Genomic DNA, 14,380 nt, shown 5'->3' on the forward strand with positions numbered 1-14,380 from the left:
AAAGCGCGACTACCTTGAATCAATAACGTCTAGTTTTGCTCTTCACGCTTGAAGACAAGCTCTTTCGCATTCGACTCTTCTTCTACGAAGTAGTAACCCGCGGTATCAAACTTAGTCAGTGCTTCAATTGAGTCCACTTTGTTCTCAATGATGTAGCGAGCCATCATGCCGCGCGCCTTTTTCGCGTAGAAACTGATCACCTTGTATTGACCGTTCTTGCAGTCTTTGAATACCGGTGTAATCACTTGGCCATCCAAGTTCTTTGGTTTTACCGCTTTGAAGTACTCGTTAGATGCTAGGTTGATCAGCACATTGTCGCCTTGAGCATTCAGCGCTTCATTCAGCTTGTCTGTGATGATATTGCCCCAGAACTGGTACAAATTAGTACCACGAGCATTCGCTAAACGCGTGCCCATTTCTAGGCGGTAAGGTTGCATCAAATCAAGTGGCTTTAGTAAGCCGTAAAGACCAGAAAGCATACGCAGGTGGTTCTGTGCGTAGTCAAAATCTTCATCCGACAGTGTTTCAGCGTCTAGGCCTGTGTATACATCACCTTTGAAGGCAAGGATGGCTTGACGTGCATTCTCTTGGGTAAAAGTCTCGCTCCACTGCTCAAAGCGCGCTACGTTCAACCCTGCGATCTTATCGCTCACTTTCATCAATGCAGAGACATCTGCTGGTGTCAGCTTGCGGCACTCTTCAATCAGTTCAGCAGAGTGTTCAACAAACTCAGGCTGACTAAAGCGTTCTGTCGCTAATGGTGATTCGTAATCAAGTGTTTTGGCTGGAGACACGACAACTAACATAACTTTACCCTAATCGGTTATCTAACTGGATGCTGCTAGAGTATAGAAAAAACATCAACTTGTCTTTATGACTCTTCCTATTACTTTGATAGATGATTCTAACCCCCCACTTTCAATCACCAAAACCGCAAAATAACAAACGGTAGACAAAGAAAAAGGCTAAGGTCGAAACCTTAGCCTTTCTAATCGTTTTAGGATGAGCGGTTTATCGCTCCAACAAGATTACTTCTTGTTGTTGTCCCAAATACCGTCTTCCAGTTGAGACTTAAGCTCTGGGAAGTCATTTGAATCAAATGTCGGTACTTTACCTGCGTCTAGTTGACGGTTGTAATCTTTCGCTAGCTTAATCACGATGCCTGATAGCAGGATAATCGCCACCAAGTTAACAATCGCCATTAGACCCATCGATACGTCAGCCAGTGCCCATACCGTTGGTAGCGTTGCCAGAGAACCAAACATAACCATACCCAGAACAATAATACGGAACAGCACTAAGCCTTTCTTGTTGTTGTGCTCTAGGAAAATCAGGTTCGTTTCAGCGTACGAGTAGTTTGCAATGATTGAAGTGAAAGCGAAGAAGAAAATCGCTACCGCTACAAAAATACCGCCCCAAGAGCCTACTTGTGCTGTTAGTGCACGTTGAGTCAACTCTATACCTGTTACTTCACCGTGTGGTACATACTCACCAGACATCAGGATGATTGCTACTGTTGCAGAACAGATAACGATCGTATCCATGAATACACCTAGCATTTGTACATAACCTTGTGATGCTGGGTGCGGTGGGTAAGGCGTAGCAGAAGCTGCTGCGTTTGGCGCAGAACCCATACCCGCTTCGTTCGAGAACAGACCACGTTTGATGCCGTTAATCATCGCTTGTGCAATTGCGTAACCTAGACCACCGGCAGCCGCTTCTTGTAGGCCGAATGCACTCTTGAAGATAAGAGCGATCACTTCAGGCACTCTTTCAATGTTCGCAAACATTATAAACAGAGCGATAGCAAGGTAAGCCAATGCCATGATTGGAACGATGATTTCTGCAGTACGTGCAATCTTACGGATACCACCGAAGATAACGAATGCAGAGATAATTACGATTGCTACACCTGTGTAGCTGCGTTCAAAGTCAAACGCTGTATTCATTGCACTTGCAATCGCGTTCGCTTGAACCGCGTTGAATACAAGACCGAATGCGATGATTAGGAAGATAGAGAATAGAACCCCCATCCAACGCATGCCTAGGCCTTTCTCCATGTAGTATGCAGGGCCACCACGGTAGTTACCGTCGTTATCGCGTGTTTTGTATAACTGCGCTAGCGTACTTTCAGCAAATGATGTTGCCATACCTAGCATTGCAATTAGCCACATCCAGAAGATAGCACCAGGGCCACCAGCAGTAAGTGCTACAGCAACACCTGCCATGTTACCCGTACCAACACGAGCAGCAAGACTAGTACAAAGAGCTTGGAAAGAAGAGATACCAGCACTGTCTGCTTTGCGGCTGTTCTTTAGAACCGAGAACATGTGGCCGAAATGGCGGAATTGAATGAAGCCTAGTCGTACGGTGAAGTAGATACCCACACCAACCAGTAAATAAACTAAGATAGATCCCCAAAGGAGATCGTTCATCAAATTGATTAAGTCTGTCACGTGAACCTCGTAATTGAGTTTAAGCACCGATCATGCTTCCAAGCCTTCCTCTAGATCACCTATGCCAGTGTCAATAGTTGTGTCGGCATTAGTTTTATATTTATTTGTTGCGATCTAGATTGTAAATGTCGCTTCATGCATCCATTTTACGTATCGGTGTATTTTTTGACGGGCGGATAATGCAGCGAGATGATCTAAAAATCAATATGCAAATTGATTTATATCAAAATGACATTTCACTAATAACACTCCTTTTGTTAACACATTTTTCAACAATCCAGCCCAATAAAAGTCACATTATCGGGACATAATCTCAACATCAACAACCGACCCCACCGAATAAGAACGACGCACTGTAAAAGTAACGTCAGCCTAGGTTTTACAAGGTATAGTGAAGATCTGTGTTTTTTTCTAGAGTAATAAGATCCCCGTCTCGTACAGTACAATACGCACTTAAATGCATTATCACTAAAATACTATTCCTTTCGCACAATGAATTAACATTCAATAACCTGTAATTTAATCGTTTACTTCGGTTTGTTTGCTCGTTTTTTGCACATAAAAATCACCACAATGTGTGAGCATGCATAAAAAATGAGAACAAAAGCTTCATGGTTTTGAAACAAATGAGAAACAAATCAAGGTTATGGTGAACCTAATTATGATATTTAATAGTTCGTAAGAACTAGTCCCACGGAAGGAGATATGGCTTATGGATAACTTTCAATTCGATGAAATATCAGAACTAGAAATGCCACGTGCAACTCAGAAAACACGCTCTAAACCACTCAAGCGTAAGTGGCGTGAAATCGAAGCAATCAACGATCGTAGGCAGCTTGAGAAAGAGCTAAGAGAGATGAACCTAGGTCTTGATTTTAGCCTTGACGATATAAAGCTTTAATCAGCACGATAAGAAAACAGATAGCAAAAGGCACCTATGAAGGTGCTTTTTTTCTTTCATTTGGTGTTATCGTGCGCTGCGAGTCATTTTGAAATTTCCGTTGTGAGGGAAAGACCCCTTTAATATAGAGGGAAATACTAACTCGCTAAACACACTCTTGTTCATTTTGTCGCACGCGCGCCGCGAGTTGACGATACTGATCAGCAATCGTATCCCCAAACACAGGATCGTCTTCGGGTTGAAGCCATTGCGATTCAACCTCTTGCCAATCCTTCACTGTAAATGCTTGCACGATCATAGGTAACACATGCTTCTCTTCATACTCCATATGCTTTCTCTGCGCTTTAACAAAGCTTTCGAGTTGATCGATGAACACCTGCTGTGGAACCACGGCATCTTGGAGGATCATGTCTACCACACCTAAAAAGTCAGCCGTTTTCTCAGATAGCAATTGATGCTCGAGTTCCAAGTCCTCAATTGCTTGGTCACTGCCATATTGCTTAAGGTAATAGCGATAAATGACGTCTTCTTTAGGGTGATGTACTTTATCTGAATGGTTCATCAAGTAGTGAACCACCTCAGCGATAAGGCTATAGTTTATTTCTCGCTCCTGTTTTAGAAACTCTAACTTATTGTTGAGTATCGCGAGTAATCGAGCCATATAGCCATGCTCTCGTCTTATCCTTTCAATCATCATAGTATTGCACTCCATTACACCTACTATTTATAAGTGTATACGAAGATACCGAGTTATGATTTGACCCTGCTCAGAAAACAACCAACCTACACTTCTGCAGGTAGGCGCCAGTCGATAGGTTGCTGATCCATAGAAGAAAGTAGTTTGTTAGCCGTTGAAAAATGCTGGCAACCAAAGAAACCGCGACGTGCCGACAGCGGTGAAGGATGAGGTGCAGCTAACACATGATGTTTCTGTGTGTCAATCGCTTGGCCTTTCTTCTGCGCATGCGCGCCCCACAACAAGAAAATAATCGGCTCAGAACGCTGGTTCAGCTCTGCAATAATGGCATCGGTAAAGGTTTCCCAGCCACATTTGGCATGTGAGTGTGCTTGTGCCTCTTCTACTGTTAAAACAGTATTCAACATCAACACCCCTTGTGATGCCCAATCTTCAAGGTAACCATGGTTAGGCGCTTCAAAACCTTCGATATCTTGTGCCAGTTCTTTGTACATGTTGCGTAGAGAAGGCGGGATTTTAACGCCGGGCAATACAGAGAAGGCCAAGCCGTGTGCTTGATTAGCACCGTGATAAGGGTCTTGTCCTAGGATAACCACTCGTACAGACTCAAAGGGCGTCATATCAAAAGCGCTGAATACCTGCTCTTGAGGTGGGTAGATGGTTTTCCCACTATTACGTTGCTGTTCGACGAAAGCGAGAACACTTTGGAAGTACTCTTTCTCACGTTCGTCATTAATAATGGATGCCCAAGTCTTTGGTGTGCTCATCGTTTTACTTCCCAATCATCATGGTTTCTAGGTTTCGCCAGTCAAAAAATAGCTGTATCGGCTACTAGTTATACCTCATACAGCTATCAATAAACATGATGTGTAGGGTTCATTTGTTGATGAATCATAATAATCAGTTCAAGTTGTGTTGATCTCGATTAACCGCTTTTCTGCTGAGTACGATGGTGACCATGGCTATGCACGTGACGATTTGGAGTCGGTAAACGACGAGCGGCAGAAACAGTTGAAGTTTGGGCTTTTGAATACATAAAGGCACCTCCTATAAGACATCGTGAACTACATATTCACTTAGTAGCTATGAAATAAAGGTGCCAATTCTTATAAAAAGAGGAAAATTAATTTTCCCCTCTATTATTACGCCTCTCCCGTCGCTAGCGTTGCTGAGCGATGAAACATTCTAAGCTTTTGAATTTCCTCTTTCCAAATCGTCGAATCAATCGTTTCTAAGATAAGAGGGATTCCGTTAAAGCGGGAATCTGAGGCAATATACTCAAAACAATCCCAGCCAATTTCGCCTTTTCCTAAAGAATGGTGTCTATCAACTCGGCTCGCGAACTCAGCTTTTGAATCATTGATGTGCATTGCTCTTAGATAGTGCATACCCACGATGCGGTCAAATTCAGCGAAAGTGTGTTCGCACGCTTCTTTTGTTCTTAGGTCATAACCCGCTGTAAAGGTGTGGCAGGTGTCTAAACACACGCCAACACGCGATTTATCTTCTACTTGCTCGATAATCTCTGCTAGGTGCTCAAACTTCCAACCCAAGTTAGTGCCTTGGCCTGACGTATTCTCGATCACCGCCATCACATCAGGAACTGCTTGATGGGCGAGGTTAATCGACTCTGCGATTTTCGCTAGACACTCAGTCTCAGAGATCTTTTTAAGATGGCTGCCAGGATGGAAGTTCAAAAGCGTTAACCCAAGCTGGTTACAACGTTCCATCTCATCAATAAAGGCAGCGCGTGATTTCTCTAGTTTCTCTTCTTCTGGTGCGCCGAGGTTAATCAAGTAGGAGTCGTGAGGAAGAATGTGCTCCGCTGAAAAGCCCAACATTTTGCAGTTGGCTTTAAAGGCGCTAATAGTTTTCGCCTCTAACGGCTTTGCAGCCCATTGCCTCTGGTTTTTAGTAAACAGTGCAAACGCATTAGCACCTATCTCTCGAGCTCTCATTGGAGCCTGATCAACACCACCGGCTGCCGACACATGAGCGCCAATAAACTTAATATTTGTTTCAGGTTTTGACGATGAAATTTTGTTTGTCATTAAATCACTTCACACTTTCAGAATGCATAATAAATAAAGGGCCGTATCGGTTACCGCTCAATAAAAGCGCAATAAATGTAGTAAAATTACAACAAATATAACCGTTAAATATTTTTTATAGTTTAAAATATTTTGTAATTAGTTTGTTTTCAAAGGTTTTATTGATTTACCTCAAAATAATCACCTTTGTAAAAATATGGTTTTTGGTTGTTTTTTGACTTAAATCAATGTTAACCTCACAAATATTAGGTATATATTACCCAGCTCAATAAAAATCGAAAGTTAACACCATAATCAAACCACATTCAGTGGACTAGGAGATAGTTATGATCCAAGGTATTCAAATTACTAAAGCAGCAAACGACGACCTACTAAACTCAATCTGGCTACTAGACAGCGAAAAGAATGAAGCTCGTTGTGTTGCAGCTACTGCTGGTTTCGAAGCTGACCAAGTTATCCCAGCTGCAGACCTAGGTGAATACGAGAGCCGTGAAGTTGCTATCGAAGCAGCACCACGTATCGAAGGTGGTCAACACCTAAACGTTAACGTTCTTAAGCGTGAAACACTAGAAGACGCAGTTGCTCACCCAGAGAACTACCCACAGCTAACTATCCGTGTATCGGGTTACGCTGTACGTTTCAACTCTCTAACAACTGAACAACAACGTGACGTTATCGCACGTACGTTCACTGAGTCTCTATAATCTCAGAAACTAGAGTGTTAAAGATTTAAAAAGCTTGGTCAGAGATGACCAAGCTTTTTTCGTTTTTATGGCGCTCACATTTGCCTATACACCGGCTACGGCGCATTTCGCTGAGAAGGGTCTTTAGTAAAGGCCTTGGCTAACGTTGTAGGATCCACTTTGTCTCTCTGTAACGCTGCACCTTGTGCCCACCACATCAATTGATGGAAGGTTCGGTTCATGTATTCATCCCATTGAGCTTGCTCTGACTCTTGGGCAACACAACCCTCTTCATCAAAGACTTCTTGTGCTTTAGGCAGATGAATCATCGCAGAAACCGGCAAACAACCGAGTTCAGATAAGAAGGTTCGCATCGAAACCGACGCTCTTGCCCCACCCCACTGCCCTGCAGAATACGTCACAATCGCACTCGGTTTATATGAGAATAACGAGCTACCAAAATGGTTAAGAATATTGGCCAGTGCTGGGCTCATTGAATGGTTATATTCCGGGCTTACCATCACGTAGCCATCAGCTTTGGCAATCTTATCGGCTAACTCCGCAAGATGTGCAGGTACTTTGGAACGATGGTAAGAAAACTCAGGCTTAAATACGTCACCAAAGTCGTAATCCAGTGGGTCGATAATCTCAACCGTATGATCTGAGTGTTTATTCGTTAGTAGTTTTGCACACGCCTTGCTGACTCTCATTCCTAATCGAGCAGGTCTTGGTGGTGTACTCTCACGTACAGAGCCAAGGAAAATCAAAAAATTCATACTATCCCTTTCCGTTGAGCTTGGGTTAAAACTATTAACCAGATAAACCATTTAACCCGAGGAAATGACCTAAATAAAGTTAACTTTATAAGCTATTGGGCAATAAAAAAGGTGAATGACTGCTCATTCACCTTTCTCTTAACCATCAGGTCCTACACGCAAATAAAAATTACGCTGGTTGAACTCGACGTAGTACTGCTTTTAGTGCTTCAAAATCATTATCTAAATCTTCAGATAACAACTCCATTGCAGCGTGTTTAGCTAGCGGACCTGGCAGTTCAATGTCTGAACCTAGGATATCATCAACCACTTCTTTGAACTTCGCTGGGTGCGCTGTACATAGGAACAAGCCAGTTTCACCCTCTTGCAACTGTTCATCCAATAGACGGTAAGCGATAGCACCATGTGGCTCACAAAGGTAACCTTGCGCTTTAAGGTCACGTACTGATTCAGCGCTCTGCTCGTCAGATACTTTACCTTTGCCCAGTGTATCCAAGCCCCAGCCTTTCAGTTGGCAAAGCTCTTCGATACGTGGCCAGTTGTTTGGTTGGCTCACATCCATTGCGTTCGATGTTGTCGCAACTGTCGGTTTTGGAGCCCACTCGCCAGTTTCTAAGTAACGAGGAACCGTGTCATTTTCATTGGTAGCGGCGATAAAACGCTTCACTGGTAGGCCAAGCGCTTTCGCTAATAGACCCGTAGTTAGGTTACCGAAGTTACCACTTGGTACAGAGATAACCAGGTTTTCACGCTGCTCTTTGGTTAGCTGAGAAGCTGCCTCAAAGTAGTAACAGATCTGAGCCATCAGGCGGCTGATGTTGATAGAGTTTGCTGAGTTAAGACCAATCTCTTCACGCAGTGCTGCGTCATCAAATGCATCTTTTACTAGCGCCTGACACGCGTCAAAGTCGCCATCAATCGCTACCGTGTGGATGTTCTTACCCAGCGTACAGAATAGCTTTTCTTGTAGCGGGCTGATCTTGCCTTTCGGGTAAAGAATCACAACGTTGATGTCTTCCATGCCGTAGAAAGCATGCGCAACGGCTGCACCAGTATCACCTGATGTTGCTGTCAAAATAGTGATTTGACCGCCATTTGAAACTGCCGCAAGAGATTGCGCCATGAAGCGACCACCAAAATCTTTAAACGCCAGTGTTGGGCCATGGAAAAGCTCAAGTGCGTAAACACCATCTTTTACTTGGTTGATTGGCGCAGGGAATTGGAACGCTGCATCCACCATTTGATCAATCTGCTCTTTCGGTAGTTCATCACCGATAAGTGCCGACAAAATCTTTGAGCTACGAGGGACAAAATCCTCTGCTAGCAGCGCATCGATATCATCAAACTTTGGCAGTTCAGATGGGAAAAATAGACCTTGATTGCGACCTAAGCCTTGACGAACGGCTTGGCCAAAAGAGACTTGTTCATCATTTTCTTTGATGTTGTACAGTTTCATAACTCACTTCCTGTAACGATCGAACCTTGCTTATCTAGGCGACAAACGTGAACGAATCCTTCTTCATTTTGTACGTAATTTTGTTCTAACCAGCGTGCAACACGCTCGGCGACATCTTGTTCTTTGCAAATGCTAAATAGAGTTGGGCCACTACCAGAAATGCCAGTAGCCAATGCACCTGCCGACAGCGCGTATTTACGTGCGTCAGCAAACCCTGGAAGCAGTTTCTCACGATATGGTTCAGCGATCACGTCTTTGATCATCTTCGCTGCCAGTTCAGGTTGGCCTGAGTGACACGCGTGGATAAAGCCCGCTAAGTGGCGACCATGAGCAATGATATCCTGACGACGGTACTGAGATGGTAGGATCTCTCTCGCTTCAGCCGTAGATACTTTAATGCCCGGATAAGCCATCACCCAGTACCAGTCATCAAAGCACGGCACTTCTTGGCTAATGATGCCTAGCTCTTCAAGCATGAGTTGCACACCACCAAGGTAGCAAGGTGCTACGTTGTCGTAATGCACACCACCTGAAATTTTACCTTCCATCTCACCCATTAGGGCAAGCAGTTCAGTTTCATTCAGTGGCTGACCATGAAAACGGTTTAGCGCATCAAGCGCCGCGACGATTGAACATGCACTTGAACCTAAACCAGAACCGATAGGCATGTTCTTTTCTAGCGTCATTTCCAGTGCCTTAAGCGCAACGCCTTTTTTATCTAGCTCTCTAGAGAACACCACCCAGCAGTCGTAGACGATGTTTTCTTTCGCTTCAGTTGGCAGCTTAGAAACAAAGCTGCCAGCTGTTTTAAGTGAGAATGGTTCATCACCTGCTTTAACCATAACTCGGTCACCCAGCAGTGTGCCATCCACTGGAGACACAGCGGCCCCCAGCACATCAAACCCTACACTGACATTACCGATTGATGCAGGAGCATAAACGACAACATCCATATCACTTGAACTCATTCCTAAACTCCTAATTTCCAACCAAGAGTACGCATCACATCAGAGAATACGCCTGCTGCTGTTACTTCAGTACCAGCGCCGTAGCCACGAAGTACTAGTGGGATTGGTTGGTAGTAACGGCTGTAGAATGCTAGCGCGTTCTCGCCATCTTTAATCTTGAACATTGGGTCGTCGCCATCAACAGCTGCGATACGAACCTTACATTTACCATCGGCGATCTCACCAACATAACGAAGTACTTTGCCTTCTTCTGCTGCGATAGCTGATTGCTCTTGGAAGTAAGTGTCCGCTTCAGGTAAGCGAGCCATGAACTCTTCAACCGTACCTGAATCATCAAAACCTGGTGGTAGAGCTTGATCAACTTCTACATCTTCAAGCTCAAGTGCCATGCCAGCTTCACGAGCAAGGATAAGTAGCTTACGCGCGACATCCATACCAGATAGATCGTCACGAGGATCCGGTTCAGTAAAGCCGTTGTCTTTAGCAATGTTGGTTGCTTGGCTTAACGTCATACCTTCATCAAGCTTACCGAAGATGTAAGAAAGAGAACCAGACAGAATGCCGTTGAACTTCTCAAGCTCATCACCTGCAGAGATTAGGTTCTGTAGGTTTTCGATTACTGGTAGACCTGCGCCTACGGTTGTCTCGTACATCAGCTTGCGACGTGAGTTACGTGCGACTTCACGCAGCTGATGGTAGTAAGCCATGCTTGCTGTGTTTGCTTTCTTGTTCGGTGTGACTACGTGGAAACCTGCTGCTAGGAAATCAGCATACTGCGCCGCAATATCTTCGCTAGACGTACAGTCAACCAATACAGGGTTGATGATATGGTTACGTTGAACAAGAGCGGCTAAGCGAGCGAGGCTGAACTCTTCTGTCGCACTCGACATGCGATCACGCCACTGTTCTAGTGGTAAGCCTTCACTGTCTAGCAATAAACCTTTGCTGTTGGCTAAACCACATACGCGAATCACGATGCCCTTTTCAGCCAGTTTGCCTTGCTGACGTTGGATCTGGTCAACAAGTTCGCCACCAACACCGCCAACACCAACAACGAATACGTCAAGGAAGTGCTTGGAGTTAAATAGGTTCTCGTGACACGCTTTGATTGCTTCTGAAATTTTATCTTCAGGGATAACCGCAGAGATAGCGCGCTCAGATGAGCCTTGTGCAATCGCAACAATGTTCACGTTCACTTCAGCTAAAGAAGAGAAGAACTGAGAAGCAACACCTCGTGAAGTACGCATGCCATCGCCCACCAAGGTCACGATAGCAACGTCATCCATGAACTCAACTGGCTCTAGCAGGCCATCTTTAAGCTCAAGTTCAAACGCTTCTGATAACACTTGCTTAGCTTTTAACTTATCAGCCGACTCGATACAGAAGCTGATGCTGTACTCAGAAGACGATTGAGTAATAAGAACAATAGATACGCCAGCCGAAGACATCGCACCGAATACGCGGCTCGCCATACCAACCATACCCTTCATGCCTGGGCCCGATACGTTAACCATCGTTAGGTCACTTAGTGTCGTGATGCCTTTGATTGCTAGGTTATCTTCGCCAGTGTCTTGACCAATCAAAGTACCAGCACCTTGTGGGTTAAAGCTGTTTTTGATCAGACAAGGAATGTGGAATTGTGCGATAGGAGCAATAGTTTTCGGGTGTAGAACCGAAGCACCAAAGTAAGAAAGCTCCATTGCTTCTTGGTAGCTAAGTGATTTAAGCAGACGGGCATCATCAACTAAGCGCGGGTCACAGTTGTAAACGCCATCGACATCAGTCCAGATTTCACAGCAATCTGCACGTAGACACGCCGCTAGCACAGCTGCTGAGTAGTCAGAGCCATTACGACCAAGCGTGACTAGCTCACCTTTTTCATTACCAGCAGTAAAGCCCGGCATGATGTTAACGTGGCCTTTCGGAAGTGGTGATTGTTGGAAGTTCTGTGTAGAGACATCCACATCGACCATAGCTTCAAGGTGATCGCCTTTAGCATATAGGTATTGAACAGGGTCAATCAGGCTTGCTGGTTGGCCTTTCGCTTCCAACACTGCTTTCATTAACTGGATAGAGATTCGCTCACCTTTACTGATGATGCGAGCGTTGACGTGGTTTGGGCACATTCCAAGTAGATTGATGCCATTCACGAACTGCTTTAGCTGAGCAAGAGAAGTATCCACCTGCTCTTGGAACGCAGAACCATCAATTGAAGGTACGACCGCTTTGATCTCTGCAAATAGTGCATTAAATGAAGATTCGATCTCTGTAATCTGTGCGTCAGCTTCACCATTTTTTAGTGCAGCTTCAATAACAGCGACCAACTTATTGGTTGTTTTTCCTGGAGCCGATAGTACAACGGCTAGCTCTTCTTGCTGGGCATTATTAGCGATGATATCAGCCGCTCGTAAAAAACGATCTGCATCAGCTAATGATGAACCTCCAAACTTTAAAACGCGCATCCCTTTCTCCATAAGTCATAAAAATGGTACAAAAAAAGGCCTGTATCTTGTTGGATACAGGCCTTTTTTTTAAAATCCGTTACTTAGCAGCCTGCCCCAACAATGTTAATGTCGGTAATAATAATGGTTGTGGTCATTACTAGGTGGCTTACGTGCTGCATATCAAATTCTCTGCTTGTGCTTTACTCTACGTGTATCAATTTTTACCACTAGACGTCAATGAAAAGTTGCGTTTTTTTTACATTCAGACCGTTTTTCAGAGCAAACCGTCATTTCAGTGATAAAACATCCAGTGTGCACCGACAATTCGAAGATACAGTTTGATTAACGAACAGAGAAAAGCAATCAATTTCATATAAGGTCATAACAAAATGCTATATCGATTGTTCAGCAAGCGTACAAGAACTGTGCTTTAATTGAACGATAACGTTCAAAGAACAATAATAAATGACATCAGGAGTGGGAAGTGAAGAGATTACTTATTCTTTTAGCCTTTGCTATGCCTGTTGTTTGTTCTGCGAATAGCTTGCCTTTATTGCCGAGTCAAATTGATCGTTCGGCCCACAAGTTCTTTATTTCATCTCAAAACGCATCCAACGAAAGTTTCGATACTTGGAAAGTCGACAGCGGTTACGCGTACAGCTTATTCGATGACGTGGATGTTTACGTCGGTACACGAATCAACAATGCGTCATTGAAGCATGAAAGTGGATTCTTGAGCGGTGTCAGTTACCAGTTCTCAGAAAGGGTCTCGTTCAACAGTTCTTTGCACACCTATAAAGATGAAACAGAAGACAGTGACAAATCTGTTGCGGCTGAGGTGTCAAGCCGAGTGCAACTGACCGACAACTTGGATTTGCATGCCACCCTTGATTACGAAGAGTGGCAGCAAGGTGTCGAAGTAGGACTAGGGTTTCGCTTCTAATCCACAAGCTTAATATCGACGGATAAATTATGATCCAAACATCACCTGAGGATCACTCACCACTTATGATTCAAGCAGTAACTCAGATGAAATTAGCACGCCATTCCAATCGGCATAAATGTAATCTCCAGGCTGAATCAATTGGTTATGCACCGTCAGTGTCACGTTTACTTGGCCTACGCCACGCTTCTCTGTTTTGAATGGTGATGCACCTAGCGCCTGAACACCCAAGTCCATTTGTGACATCATTCCAACATCACGTACAGCACCGTTTACAATCACGCCTTCCCAACCATTCTCTATGGCAAGAATCGCGAGTTGGTCACCAAGCAGTGCTTTTTGACACGAGCCATTTCCGTCAACAACCAATACTTTGCCGCTGCCGTCAGTCTCTAAAACTTCGCGAACCTTCGAATTATCGTGATAACAACGAACTGTTACAATTTTTCCCCAGAACGCACCACGTTGGCCGAAGTTCTGTAATGGAAGGTTAAGTAGGGTGACTTTGCTTTCAAACTCATCACACAAGTCGGGTGTTATATCGTGCATATATCCTCCGTGAGTAAGGCGTACCTGAAATCAGGCGAGCCCCTATGCTTTTATATTGTTATTAAAAATTATTCCTTTGTTTTCATTGTCCTATGCTCAATTTAATACTGAATCAAGGTTGATTGAACATATTTATCTACTAGACTCTAAGGACAGCGTTCAGCTTCCTTGGTTCATAATCAGGTCGTTAGCGGGCGAGATGTGATCACTATCTCGAATAATCATTCTGGTTTTCCTGCTAAATAGTCACCATAACACTGGTTAAGTTGTAGCCATACTATTAAAGTTTGTTGCGATACGGCAATTGATGTAAATCAACAAAGTGAATGGAATTAACATTCTCGCGTTGTTAGCATGCTGTTAACATTATAGAATCCGTTGCAATCACTAAAAGAATGATTGAAAGGCGTACTGGATCTACGTTATTGGGCAATACTTCAAGGAAGGCAGATAGCT

General features: G+C 44.1%; 14 protein-coding genes and 1 other annotated feature. Of the genes, 4 read left to right on the forward strand and 10 right to left on the reverse strand.

What is annotated here, in order from left to right; genetic code table 11:
• Window positions 1-29: 29 nt before the first annotated feature.
• Window positions 30-806 carry a peroxide stress protein YaaA gene (gene yaaA / locus JC606_RS12150; RefSeq protein WP_004739564.1) on the reverse strand — a complete coding sequence of 259 codons (777 nt, stop codon included), beginning with the start codon at window positions 804-806 and terminating at the stop codon, window positions 30-32.
• Between the two features lie 222 nt (window positions 807-1,028).
• Window positions 1,029-2,456 (reverse strand): alanine/glycine:cation symporter family protein, encoded by a 1,428-nt coding sequence (locus JC606_RS12155; RefSeq protein WP_102424747.1) that lies wholly within the window; start codon window positions 2,454-2,456, stop codon window positions 1,029-1,031.
• 712 nt (window positions 2,457-3,168) lie between these two features.
• On the opposite strand from JC606_RS12155, the gene JC606_RS12160 reads away from it, so the two are divergent.
• Window positions 3,169-3,357 (forward strand): DUF3545 family protein, encoded by a 189-nt coding sequence (locus tag JC606_RS12160; protein WP_004739567.1) that lies wholly within the window; start codon window positions 3,169-3,171, stop codon window positions 3,355-3,357.
• Window positions 3,358-3,502: 145 nt separating this feature from the next.
• Here the strand turns inward: JC606_RS12160 and JC606_RS12165 are convergent, their stop codons facing one another.
• The 3 genes from JC606_RS12165 to nfo form a co-directional block, all read right to left on the reverse strand.
• Window positions 3,503-4,054, reverse strand: a complete 552-nt coding sequence (locus tag JC606_RS12165) for a hemerythrin domain-containing protein (RefSeq protein ID WP_105058979.1) — start codon at window positions 4,052-4,054, stop codon at window positions 3,503-3,505.
• Window positions 4,055-4,140: 86 nt separating this feature from the next.
• Window positions 4,141-4,821 (reverse strand): uracil-DNA glycosylase, encoded by a 681-nt coding sequence (gene ung / locus JC606_RS12170; RefSeq protein ID WP_102424746.1) that lies wholly within the window; start codon window positions 4,819-4,821, stop codon window positions 4,141-4,143.
• Window positions 4,822-5,196: 375 nt separating this feature from the next.
• A complete protein-coding gene (gene nfo / locus JC606_RS12175) occupies window positions 5,197-6,105 on the reverse strand; it encodes a deoxyribonuclease IV (RefSeq protein WP_170222461.1) in 909 nt (302 codons plus the stop codon).
• Between the two features lie 326 nt (window positions 6,106-6,431).
• Between nfo and grcA the strand changes: the two genes are divergently transcribed.
• On the forward strand, window positions 6,432-6,809 hold the full coding sequence (gene grcA / locus JC606_RS12180; protein ID WP_004739575.1) for an autonomous glycyl radical cofactor GrcA: 378 nt from the start codon (window positions 6,432-6,434) through the stop codon (window positions 6,807-6,809).
• 95 nt (window positions 6,810-6,904) lie between these two features.
• On the opposite strand, the gene JC606_RS12185 is transcribed toward grcA, so the two are convergent.
• From JC606_RS12185 to thrA, 4 genes are all read right to left on the reverse strand, one after another.
• Complete coding sequence (locus JC606_RS12185) at window positions 6,905-7,564, reverse strand: NADPH-dependent FMN reductase (RefSeq protein ID WP_008224348.1); 660 nt, start codon at window positions 7,562-7,564, stop codon at window positions 6,905-6,907.
• 169 nt (window positions 7,565-7,733) lie between these two features.
• A complete protein-coding gene (thrC, locus tag JC606_RS12190) occupies window positions 7,734-9,020 on the reverse strand; it encodes a threonine synthase (protein WP_198778662.1) in 1,287 nt (428 codons plus the stop codon).
• Window positions 9,017-9,973 (reverse strand): homoserine kinase, encoded by a 957-nt coding sequence (thrB, locus tag JC606_RS12195; protein WP_198778670.1) that lies wholly within the window; start codon window positions 9,971-9,973, stop codon window positions 9,017-9,019. The genes thrC and thrB overlap by 4 nt, the downstream gene beginning before the upstream one ends.
• Window positions 9,974-9,990: 17 nt before the next feature.
• On the reverse strand, window positions 9,991-12,450 hold the full coding sequence (gene thrA, locus JC606_RS12200) for a bifunctional aspartate kinase/homoserine dehydrogenase I (protein ID WP_102423581.1): 2,460 nt from the start codon (window positions 12,448-12,450) through the stop codon (window positions 9,991-9,993).
• Window positions 12,451-12,479: 29 nt separating this feature from the next.
• Window positions 12,480-12,598: a sequence feature (Thr leader region), on the reverse strand.
• Between the two features lie 318 nt (window positions 12,599-12,916).
• On the opposite strand from thrA, the gene JC606_RS12205 reads away from it, so the two are divergent.
• Window positions 12,917-13,375: a ribonuclease regulator gene (locus JC606_RS12205; protein WP_032498815.1), complete on the forward strand. Its 459-nt coding sequence runs from the start codon at window positions 12,917-12,919 to the stop codon at window positions 13,373-13,375.
• A 63-nt stretch (window positions 13,376-13,438) separates the two neighbouring features.
• Here the strand turns inward: JC606_RS12205 and JC606_RS12210 are convergent, their stop codons facing one another.
• Complete coding sequence (locus tag JC606_RS12210) at window positions 13,439-13,924, reverse strand: putative 4-hydroxy-4-methyl-2-oxoglutarate aldolase (RefSeq protein ID WP_061033359.1); 486 nt, start codon at window positions 13,922-13,924, stop codon at window positions 13,439-13,441.
• Between the two features lie 52 nt (window positions 13,925-13,976).
• Here JC606_RS12210 and JC606_RS23665 point away from each other — a divergent pair, with 52 nt between their 5' ends.
• The gene (locus JC606_RS23665) at window positions 13,977-14,129 is read left to right on the forward strand and encodes a ribonuclease activity regulator protein RraA (protein WP_137408245.1); all 153 of its coding nucleotides are present in this window, start codon (window positions 13,977-13,979) and stop codon (window positions 14,127-14,129) included.
• The last annotated feature ends 251 nt before the right edge of the window (window positions 14,130-14,380 follow it).

Origin of the sequence: Vibrio sp. IB15 (assembly GCF_016406055.1) — a bacterium.
GTDB classification, from domain to species: domain Bacteria; phylum Pseudomonadota; class Gammaproteobacteria; order Enterobacterales; family Vibrionaceae; genus Vibrio; species Vibrio chagasii.

What these genes read in the sequence shown, in the direction of transcription:
- yaaA (WP_004739564.1), bottom strand. Translation starts at nt 806, where the DNA reads ATGTTAGTTGTCGTGTCTCCAGCCAAAACACTTGATTACGAATCACCA.
- JC606_RS12160 (WP_004739567.1), top strand. Translation starts at nt 3,169, where the DNA reads ATGGATAACTTTCAATTCGATGAAATATCAGAACTAGAAATGCCACGT.
- JC606_RS12165 (WP_105058979.1), bottom strand. Translation starts at nt 4,054, where the DNA reads ATGATGATTGAAAGGATAAGACGAGAGCATGGCTATATGGCTCGATTA.
- ung (WP_102424746.1), bottom strand. Translation starts at nt 4,821, where the DNA reads ATGAGCACACCAAAGACTTGGGCATCCATTATTAATGACGAACGTGAG.
- nfo (WP_170222461.1), bottom strand. Translation starts at nt 6,105, where the DNA reads ATGACAAACAAAATTTCATCGTCAAAACCTGAAACAAATATTAAGTTT.
- grcA (WP_004739575.1), top strand. Translation starts at nt 6,432, where the DNA reads ATGATCCAAGGTATTCAAATTACTAAAGCAGCAAACGACGACCTACTA.
- JC606_RS12185 (WP_008224348.1), bottom strand. Translation starts at nt 7,564, where the DNA reads ATGAATTTTTTGATTTTCCTTGGCTCTGTACGTGAGAGTACACCACCA.
- thrC (WP_198778662.1), bottom strand. Translation starts at nt 9,020, where the DNA reads ATGAAACTGTACAACATCAAAGAAAATGATGAACAAGTCTCTTTTGGC.
- thrB (WP_198778670.1), bottom strand. Translation starts at nt 9,973, where the DNA reads ATGGATGTTGTCGTTTATGCTCCTGCATCAATCGGTAATGTCAGTGTA.
- thrA (WP_102423581.1), bottom strand. Translation starts at nt 12,450, where the DNA reads ATGCGCGTTTTAAAGTTTGGAGGTTCATCATTAGCTGATGCAGATCGT.
- JC606_RS12210 (WP_061033359.1), bottom strand. Translation starts at nt 13,924, where the DNA reads ATGCACGATATAACACCCGACTTGTGTGATGAGTTTGAAAGCAAAGTC.